Here is a 9,093-nt window from a genome sequence, read left to right as displayed (position 1 = left end):
CCATCCCGGCGCAGACCGCCTACGAGCGGCAGCTCTCATGTCAGATCTGGTCGCTCGACGGGCGCATGGTCGCGCGGTCGACCGGGGCCCCGGAGCAGCGCCTGACGGATGCGCCCGCCGGCTTCTCGCAGCGCGAGGTCGACGGCGAGACTTGGCGTGTCTTCACGGTGGAGGACGCCGGCAAAGGCGTTCGCGTGATGGTCGGCGACCGCCTCGGCCTGCGCGAGCGCCTCGTCAACGACCTCATCATGGGCTTGGTCACGCCCGTGCTGCTCGTGGTGCCGCTGTTGGGGATGCTGATCTGGGCGAGCCTCGGGCGCGGCCTGCGACCGTTGCGGCTGATGGCGCGCGACCTCGCAGGTCGCGACGCGGACGACATGAGCGCCATCGACGCGAGCCGCGCGCTCGCCGAGGTCCGCCCCCTGGCCGACGCCCTCGACGGGCTGTTCCTCAAGGTCGAATCGGCCCGTCGGCACGAACAGGAGGTGACGGCGTTCGCCGCGCACGAGCTGCGCACCCCGCTCGCTGGCCTCAAGGTTCAGGCGCAGGTCGCCATGGCCGCCACCGACCCGGACGTGGCGAAGGCAGCCTTGCGCCAGATCGTGGCGGCCGTCGACCGGACCACGCGCCTCGTCCGCCAGTTGCTCGACGCCGCCCGGCTCGACGCCGCGGGGGAGGCGCCTTCCCTGGCTGAGGTCGACGTCGGCGCGCTGGTAACGGAAACCGTTGAAGGCATGCGGATGCCACCCGGGGTCCGGACCCAGATCGATCCGGGGCTACGGGGCTATACGCTGCTGGCCGACCCGGAAGGCCTGCGCCTCGCCGTCCGGAACCTGCACGAGAACGCCGTGCAGCACATGGAGACAGGCACGGTGGCGTGGGTCGCCCGGCCGGATGGCGGGGGCATCGTCGTCCGCGACGAGGGGCCGGGCATTCCGGAGGACGAACTGCCCCACGTCACGACACGGTTCTTCCGAGGGTGCCACAAGAGCGCGACGGGTAGCGGCCTCGGCCTCGCCATCGCCGAGATGGCGTCCCGCCGGAGTGGCCTCAGCCTGCGGCTGCGCAACCGGACGGATCGCCCGGGGCTAAAGGCCGAGATCCTCCCGAGCTGAGACCGATCAGCCGAGTTCCGGGCAGAAAATATCCTTGAGGGTCGCCAGCACCCGCGCGGCCCTAGGGTCCTCCAGCCGATAGTGGATCGTCTGGCTCTCGCGTCGGAAGGCGACCAACCCGTCCTCGCGCAGCTTGGCGAGGTGCTGCGACAGGGCCGACTGGCTGAGCTCGACCTCTCGCGCGAGGCTGGTCACGTCCATCTCGCCGCGGGCGACCAGTAGGCACAGGATCAGCAACCGCTTCTCGTTGGCGAGGAGGCGGAGCAGGCGGGCCGCGTCGGTGACCTTGTCCTGAAGCCGCATTAGGTCGGTCGACGTGACGGCGTACATCGGTTCGTGTCCCTAAATGGCAGATCCAGCTTATTTAGGTTCTCCTAGTATAATGTCACTGCATGCAGCTGTCTTCTCCCGAGCCGCAGACCATCGGGGGATGCATCGCATCGGCGCCTAGGCGCGTTTTCCGACCTGACCCCATCGGCGGATGGCCACCGCCTATCCGCCGTAAGCCGGAGACGACCCATGAGTGACGGCTACCCTTCGATGACGGCGCTGCTCGGCCTCCTGGCCCTGGCCGGCTACCAGAACCGGGACAAGATCGCCGAGATGCTGGGCGGTGCCGGGCAAGCCGCGCCCGCGCCCGCCGGCCCCGGCCAGACGACCGGCGGTACGGGCAGTGGCCTTGGAGGGCTTCTCGGCGGCCTGTTGGGCGACCGGCGCGGCGAGGCGCCCGGCGGCTTCCTGAACAGCGGCTTGGGCGAGATGCTCCAGCGCTTTCAGCAGGCCGGACACGGGGCGGCCGCGCAGTCCTGGGTCGCCCAGGGGCCTAATCAGGAGCTTCCGCCTCAGCAACTCGAGCAGGCCATCGGGCCGGAAGTCCTCACAACCCTGACCCAGCGCACCGGCCTGTCCCGCGAGGAGCTTCTCTCCCGCCTGTCGCGGGAGCTGCCCCAAGCCGTCGACCGCTACACTCCAGACGGTCGGATGCCTGCCTAGGCTAGCGGTCCCCCGAACCTCGACGGTCCATGGCTGCAGCGCCCCGTTACCGAGGCGTTCGAGGTCTCCAGCCGGCGTTGTGACATCCCGCGGGCGGATGCGTTCCTTGGCTGCCGCGGACGGCCTGCTGCCTCTTCATGGCGTGGAAAGGTTCAGGTACCGGAACCGTTTCCAGGAGGCCTGGTCGTACGGACCGCCACGTGGCGGTTAAGGTCCTGACGTTTGAAGGCTGCATTCGCGCAATTCGGAGCATGCCCGTCGTCCATGCCGGAGATGGACCCGACTGCCAGCTTTTCGCCTCGCGTTGGTTGGAAACGGAGCGTCCCTTTTCAGGATCGCCCGATGAGTGACAGCCGAACGCTGATGCCTGGGCGCGACCTGAACGTAGTGTCCATAGCGCTGCGGCGCTGCCGGCGTCTGGTCCCGGGAGCCTGCTGCATCGGCTTCGATGCGGTCGCTTCCGACCTTGTTACGCTGGCGCTGTCCTTCCGTCAGGACGGGCAGCTCACGCTGGCGATCGACGCTGACGCCGGGGTCGAGGCTCACCCTGCGGCGGCCCTACCGCTCATTTCCAGGCCGTCCGGTGGGACGCCGGCGCGACCGAGACCGTTGCTCCGGGCGATGTCCGCGCGCAGCGCCGAATAGGACGGGCACACCATCGGGTAGTCCGGCGGCAGGCCCCACTTCAGCCGGTAGGCGTCAGGGCTGAGGCCGAGACTGCACAGGTGCCGCCGGAGCGAGGCGTAGCGCTTGCCGGTCTCGAAGCTCAGGATGCCGCCGGGGCCGAGGGAGGCCCGGACCTGGGCCGACGACAGCAACCGTGGCGCGGTCGGCTCGGGAGCGGCTTGGCGTCGACCGTGGAGGGCCGCGTATACGTCCGCGATCACGGCAGGCACCTGTGCCGGCGGCACGGCGTTGCCCGCGACGTAGGCCGACACGATACGGCACGACAACGCGACCGCGTCCGCTGGGACGCGACGTTCGGCTTTGCGCATTGGGGGTGACCTCGGTTGGGGGAAGCGGGATATTAGGGCTCGGCCTCGCCGAGCGCGTCGGCCGTGGCCAGCGCCGAGGCGATAGCTACTCGCAGGCTTCGCAGGTCTTGCGGCGGGACGGCGCCACGGGCGCCGGCGGTGTCGACCGCCTCGCAGGCCTGAGCGAGCCGGTCGAAGCCCATGAGGCCGGATTCCGACTTGAGGCGGTGGACCAGGGCCAGGCCGGATGGCCCGGCGAACTCCTGCTCGGGCATGTCACCGAGCCGGACCAGTGTCTCCCTGAGCAGGGCCATCATCTCGGCCGCCTGCGCCGGTCCCAACAGCTTGGCCACCTGCCTGTGGGTCTGTGGATTGAGGTCGGCTGGCGTGTCCGGCATTGGGTCCTCGCGTCGGTACGGTTTCGCGTTCAACGCCCGGCGAAAGGCGATGCAAGAACTACTCGCACCGCCCGCGTCGAGCCTGCCGCGGGCATGGCGGGATGGGCGATGGTGCGCCCCGGGATGGCTTCCACGCCGAAGGGCGGACATGACAACCAGCGTTGGCAAGTTACCTGGAAGCGGGGCCTGGATGGGGCGTAAGCCGAGGCCGACGCCGAAGGCAGCCGCCGCGAGGGCTGGAGGGATCAGGAGGTGCGTCATGTCGGTCGTGCCTGAATGGGATGTCCCGTTAGGCCACGGCCCGTCATGGGCGTCATCTCGGCCTGCCGGACTGCCCCGGCAGCCCCGATAGACCGGGTGGCCTAGGGGGTGGCGCGGGGGCGGGCGAGGTTCGCCCCGCCCCAGGCCGCGGCCGCCGACCGGTTCGGGACGCCGAGCGCCTTTAGCAGGGCGGCGACGTGGATCTTGACCGTGCCCTCGCCGAGCGACAGCGACCGCGCGATCTCCTTGTTCGACTGCCCGGCCACGATCAGGTCGAGCACCTGGCGCTGGCGGGGTGTCAGGGCCGCGGTTGGGTCCGCCGCGGCCTCGCGCCATGCCGTCGGGGTCGGCGCCCCGGACGCGCCACCGGGCACCCGCGTGACGAAGGCCGGCACGTAGACGAAGCCGTCGACTACCATGCGCAGAGCTCGGATCAGCGACTCGACGTCGGAGCCCTTTGGAACGAAGCCATGCACGCCAGCCTTGAGAGCGAGGAAGACGTCCTCCCGCTCGGTCGAGCCCGACACAACGACGGTAAGGACCTCCGGGAAGCACTCCCGCACGGCGGACAGGCTGGCCGGGCTCTCCATGCCGGGCATGGCGAGGTCGAACAGGGCGAAGCGGACGTCCTGCTTCTCGGCCAAGGCCTCTAGCGCCTCGTCCAGGGAGCCGACCTGCTGCACCTCCGAGATACCGAGCTGGTCCCGCAGGATGCTGGTGAGCGCGATGCGGAAGAACGGGTAGTCGTCGGCGACGACGGCCTTACCGGTGATGCTGGTCATGGGCGTCCAGTCCGAATTCCGCGGGCCTCGCGACGGCGACGATAGTCCAGGTGGACTATTCTGGCTTCGGATCATGCCCGTGAAGCCTAGTGGTTCCCAAACCCTGTCGCGGCGTAGCGTTTTCGTGTGGATCGGGCGCGTCGTCGCGCCATCGGACGGGGAGCGCTCCATGCACGAACCAGTCAGGCGCCCCGTGGTGGTAGTTGCCGAGGATGACCCCATCGCGATGCGGGTCGTGGCCGCCGAGCTGGAGGCTGCGGGCTACCAGGCCGTGACCTGCTCGAACGGCATCACCGCGCTGGAATACGTGGCCTTCGGCGAGCGGCTCGACGCACTGGTCACCGACGTGCACATGCCTGGCTCCGTCGATGGGCTGTTCCTTGCAACCGAGGCGCGGTCGATGCGCCCCCGCCTGCCGGTAGTCTATCTTTCGGGGCGGGCCATCGAGGCTCGGCACATGGTTCCGGGGTCGTGCTTCCTTGAGAAGCCTTACGAGGTCGGACGTCTCGCGGTCCTGATGCGGGCGGTGACGCGCGGCGGCGTGGTGAGCCTCATCGCGGGGACGCGGTCGCCGCGCCCGGAGACTGACTGAAGACCAGTCTTGCCCGGATGGCGACAAGCGCGGGCCTACCGCGCGTCCGTACCGGCGCAGACTTTGGAAGGGGGAACGAGACCATGGCGAAGGGCGTGATGAACACAGGCGGCACGGGGAAAACCTCGGGAGGCCGGGGCTCGACGTTCGGCGGCCGGTCGGGGTGCCCTGCGCCATGCGTGGCCGCGCTGGCGGTCGTCGTCCTTGGCTTCGTCGCCGCGCTCGCGGCCGCCCAGTGGACGCAGGCCCGGAACGCTCACTCGGCCGCTGAACGCTTCCAGGCCGTGGCGACCCGCGTCGCGTCGCTCGTCGAGGGACGCATGGCCCGCTACGAGTATGGCGTTCGGGGCGCGCGCGGCGCAGTAGTGGCGGCTGGCGACACCGGCATCACGCGCGACGGCTTCCGACGTTATGCCGACAGTCGGAATCCGGAAAGAGAGTTCCCGGGCGCCCGCGGCTTCGGCTTCATCCGTCGCGTGCCCGCCATGGACGAAGCGGCGTTCTCGGCGGCGGCGCGCCGCGATGGCGCCCCGGACTTCCGCATCCGCCAACTCACGCCGCACGACGGCGAGCGCTGGGTGATCCAGTACGTCGAGCCGATGACGGCCAACCGAGAGGCCGTCGGCCTCGACGTCGCCTCCGAGGCGCATCGGCGCGGTGCGGCGCTCCAGGCGATGGAGACGGGCGCTGCGACGCTGACCGCTCCGGTGACCCTGGTGCAAGCGACCGGCCTGAGAGAGCGGGGATTCCTCCTGTTCCTGCCGGTGCTGCGCCCCTTCATGCCTGCGGACACCCCGGATGCGCGCCGCGCCGCGACGCTGGGATGGACCTACGCGCCGCTGATCATCGACGAGATCCTGACCGGTCTCGACCTCGATGCGGGGGATCTTGACGTCGCCATCCGGGACGTCACCCCCGACACCGTCACGCCGTTCTATGCCGGCCGGGACGCGGCCGAACCGCCGGCCGGCGGCCTGACGTCGACCCGGCGGCTGTCTGTCTTCGGCCGGACCTGGGACGTTGACGTCGCAGCGCGGTCCGCCTTCGTCGAGGGGCTTAACCTCGTCCGGCCGACGACCGTGGCCATCGTCGTCCTCGTCGGTTCGCTGCTTCTCGCCGGGCTGGTCTACCTACGCCTGCTCGGCCGACGCCGCGAGGTGCTCGCCGCCGTCGAGAAAGCGCGACTGGCGGCTATCGTCGAGAACGCCGACGACGCCATTGTCGGCAAGTCCCTCGACGGCGTCGTCGCCGACTGGAACCCCGGGGCGGAGCGGCTCTTCGGTCATACGGCTGCCGAGGCCACGGGGCGTAGAGCGGAGGACTTCATCGTCCCCGGGAGCCTCTGGGCGCAGGAACGCGACGTCCTGCTGCGCATTCGCCGCGGCGAGGCGGTGCCGCCATTCTCGACCCTTAGGATGCGCAAGGACGGCACGATCTTCCCGGTGCAGGTGACCGCCTCCCCGATCCGCGCGCCGAACGGTTCGGTCGCAGGCATCGCCACGGTCATCCGCGACATCTCCGAGCAAGCGGCCGCGGAGGAGCGCATCCGCGCGGCCAACGCCTCCCTCGAACGGCAAGTCGCGGAACGGACGGAGGCGCTAAGGGCCGGCTCCGCGTTGCAGAAGGCGATCCTGGACCATGCCGGCTACGCGGTCATCGCCACCGACCTGCAGGGGACCATCACCCTGTTCAACCCGGCCGCCGAGCGGATGCTGGGCTACGCCGCCGACGAGCTGGTGGGCAAGGCGACGCCGGCGGTGTTCCACGATCCGGTGGAAGTCGGGCGACGGGCCGGCGTCCTGTCGCGCGAATTGGGGTGGGCCGTCGAGCCGGGCTTCGAGGTGTTCGTCGCCAAGGCCCGCCGCGGGCAGCCCGATCCCGGGGAGTGGACCTACGTGACGAAGGGCGGCGAGCGCCTGCCGGTGCTGCTAAACGTCACCCTCCTTCGCACCGGGGACGGGGCCGACCTGGGCTTCCTCGGCATCGCCCTCGACCTGAGCGAACGCTACCGGCACGAGGCCGAGATGAAGGCCGCCCAGGCCGGTACCTGGAACTACGAGGTCGCCACCGGTCGGGTGCGCTTCTCGGCGGAGTGCGCCCGCCAGCACGGGCTGCCGGAACGGGAGATCGAGCTCGACGTCGAGCGGGAGTGGAAGCCGATGGCCCATCCCGACGACGTCCCGCGGGTCCTCGCCGACCTCGCAGGCGCCATCGAGACCGGTGGCGGCTACACCACCGAGTTCCGGGTGCCGCTGGCGGACGGAGGCATGCGCTGGATCACCGCCATCGGCCGCGTCGAGGCGGACGCCTCCGGCCGGACGGCCCGGGTGATCGGCCTGACGCTGGACACCACCGCCCGCAAGGTAGCCGAGATCGCCCTGTCGGACGCGAAGGCGGTGGCGGAGGCGGCGCGCGCCGAGGCCGAGCGGGCGAACCGGGCCAAGACCGACTTCCTGGCCTCGATGAGCCACGAGATCCGTACCCCGCTCAACGCGGTCATCGGCTTCACCGACCTGATGCTGGCCTCGGGCCGGCTTGACCCGGGCAACCGCCGCCAGGCCGAACTCGTGCGTTCGTCCGGCAACGCCCTGTTGACGGTCGTCAACGACATCCTCGACTTCTCCAAGGTCGAGGCCGGCGCGGTCGACCTGGTCGAGGCGCCGTTCCCGCTGCTCGCCATGGTCGACAACTGCGTCTCCATCGTCCGGGGCCCCGCCGACGCCAAGGGGCTGGAGTTCAGGCTGCGGATGGATCCGGCCCTGCCGCGTTGGGTCAAGGGGGACGAGAATCGCTTGCGGCAGGTGCTGTTCAACCTGCTCAACAACGCGGTGAAGTTCACGGCGGCCGGCTCGATCACGCTCGACGTCGCGCCCGAAGGCGGCTTCTCGGGCGGGGAGCGCCTGCGCTTCCGCGTCGTCGACACTGGCATCGGTATCCCGAAGGACAAGCAGAACCGGCTGTTCCAGCGCTTCAGCCAGGTCGACGGCTCGATCCAGCGCGACTTCGGCGGCACCGGGCTCGGACTGGCCATCTGCCGACACCTCGTGGAACTCATGGGCGGCGAGATCGGCGTCTCCTCGATCGACGGGGGCGGCTCCACCTTCTGGTTCACCGTGCGCATGCCGCGGACTTGCGCTCCGGCCGAGGCCGAGCCTTCCGTCGTCGCGGCCACGCCGCGCCGGACGGGCCGCCTGCTGCTGGTCGACGATTCCGCCATCAACCAGGAACTCGCTCGCGCGGTTCTCAGGGCGGCCGGGCACGTCGTCGAGACGGTCGGGGACGGACAGGCGGCGGTCGAAGCGGTTCGGGAGCGGGTCTTCGACCTGGTGCTGATGGACGTGCAGATGCCGGGCATGGACGGGATGACGGCGACCCGTCGCATCCGGGCGCTCCCCGGGCCCGTGTCGCGGCTTCCCGTGATCGCCATGACGGCGAACGTGCTGCCGGAACAGGTTTCCGCCTTCCGCGACGCCGGCATGGACGATCATGTCGGCAAGCCGTTCGACCCGGAGAAGCTCTACGCGACGGTCGAGCGGTGGCTGCCGCAGGAAACGGTGCCCGCCGAGGTGCCCCACCGGCCGTCGTCTCCCGTCGAGTTCGACGAGAACGCCTACCGCGAGGTGTGCCGCTTCCTCTCGCCGACCCGCCTTCGCGAGGTGCTAGTGTTGCTGGCGGAGGAACTGGACACCAGCTTCGAAGGTGATGGCGGTAAGGAGGACGACCGGTCACGCCTTCGGCTCCGAGCCCATTCGCTGGCGTCCGCCGCGGGCATGGTCGGCTTCTCCGAACTGGCCAAGGCTTGCCATGGGCTGGAAACGTTCGGAGAGGCGCGGGTGGTGTCCGAGGGGCTCCCGTCGTTCGTGGCTCAGCTCGCGAGCGTGCGTCGCCTCGCCGAACGAGCCGCGAGGGCGGCCGAACGCATGGCGGCAGACCTGGATGTCCCGACGGGCCCGCGGCTGGTCTGCGGGCGGGCATGAG

The 9,093-nt window shown here is 70.2% G+C and carries 8 protein-coding genes; 4 read left to right on the top strand and 4 right to left on the bottom strand.

The window, feature by feature from the left end; genetic code table 11:
• Window positions 1-1,115 (top strand): ATP-binding protein (locus tag HPY23_RS14485; RefSeq protein ID WP_236017675.1); only part of this gene is annotated, 1,115 nt, incomplete at its 5' end.
• A 6-nt stretch (window positions 1,116-1,121) separates the two neighbouring features.
• Here the strand turns inward: HPY23_RS14485 and HPY23_RS14480 are convergent.
• The gene (locus HPY23_RS14480; protein ID WP_091891003.1) at window positions 1,122-1,445 is read right to left on the bottom strand and encodes an ArsR/SmtB family transcription factor; all 324 of its coding nucleotides are present in this window, start codon (window positions 1,443-1,445) and stop codon (window positions 1,122-1,124) included.
• A gap of 189 nt (window positions 1,446-1,634) precedes the next feature.
• Between HPY23_RS14480 and HPY23_RS14475 the strand changes: the two genes are divergently transcribed.
• Entirely contained in the window at window positions 1,635-2,108 is a 474-nt protein-coding gene (locus HPY23_RS14475) for a YidB family protein (RefSeq protein WP_091891010.1), read from the top strand.
• Between the two features lie 542 nt (window positions 2,109-2,650).
• On the opposite strand, the gene HPY23_RS14470 is transcribed toward HPY23_RS14475, so the two are convergent.
• From HPY23_RS14470 to HPY23_RS14460, 3 genes are all read right to left on the bottom strand, one after another.
• On the bottom strand, window positions 2,651-3,103 hold the full coding sequence (locus HPY23_RS14470) for a Ros/MucR family transcriptional regulator (protein ID WP_091891013.1): 453 nt from the start codon (window positions 3,101-3,103) through the stop codon (window positions 2,651-2,653).
• A 32-nt stretch (window positions 3,104-3,135) separates the two neighbouring features.
• Window positions 3,136-3,480, bottom strand: coding sequence for an Hpt domain-containing protein (locus HPY23_RS14465; RefSeq protein WP_091891016.1), 345 nt, complete (start codon window positions 3,478-3,480; stop codon window positions 3,136-3,138).
• Window positions 3,481-3,842: 362 nt separating this feature from the next.
• Window positions 3,843-4,523, bottom strand: coding sequence for a LuxR C-terminal-related transcriptional regulator (locus tag HPY23_RS14460; protein ID WP_200602045.1), 681 nt, complete (start codon window positions 4,521-4,523; stop codon window positions 3,843-3,845).
• Window positions 4,524-4,692: 169 nt separating this feature from the next.
• Between HPY23_RS14460 and HPY23_RS14455 the strand changes: the two genes are divergently transcribed.
• Together HPY23_RS14455 and HPY23_RS14450 are read left to right on the top strand one after the other, a co-directional pair.
• Window positions 4,693-5,115, top strand: a complete 423-nt coding sequence (locus HPY23_RS14455; RefSeq protein WP_165085062.1) for a response regulator — start codon at window positions 4,693-4,695, stop codon at window positions 5,113-5,115.
• An 83-nt stretch (window positions 5,116-5,198) separates the two neighbouring features.
• Window positions 5,199-9,092, top strand: coding sequence for a CHASE domain-containing protein (locus HPY23_RS14450; RefSeq protein WP_200602046.1), 3,894 nt, complete (start codon window positions 5,199-5,201; stop codon window positions 9,090-9,092).
• Window position 9,093: the final 1 nt, after the last annotated feature.

This window comes from Methylobacterium ajmalii, assembly GCF_016613415.1.
GTDB lineage: Bacteria > Pseudomonadota > Alphaproteobacteria > Rhizobiales > Beijerinckiaceae > Methylobacterium > Methylobacterium ajmalii.
Note: the sequence above shows the minus strand (reverse complement) of the source record. Positions and strands in the feature narration are given on the sequence as shown.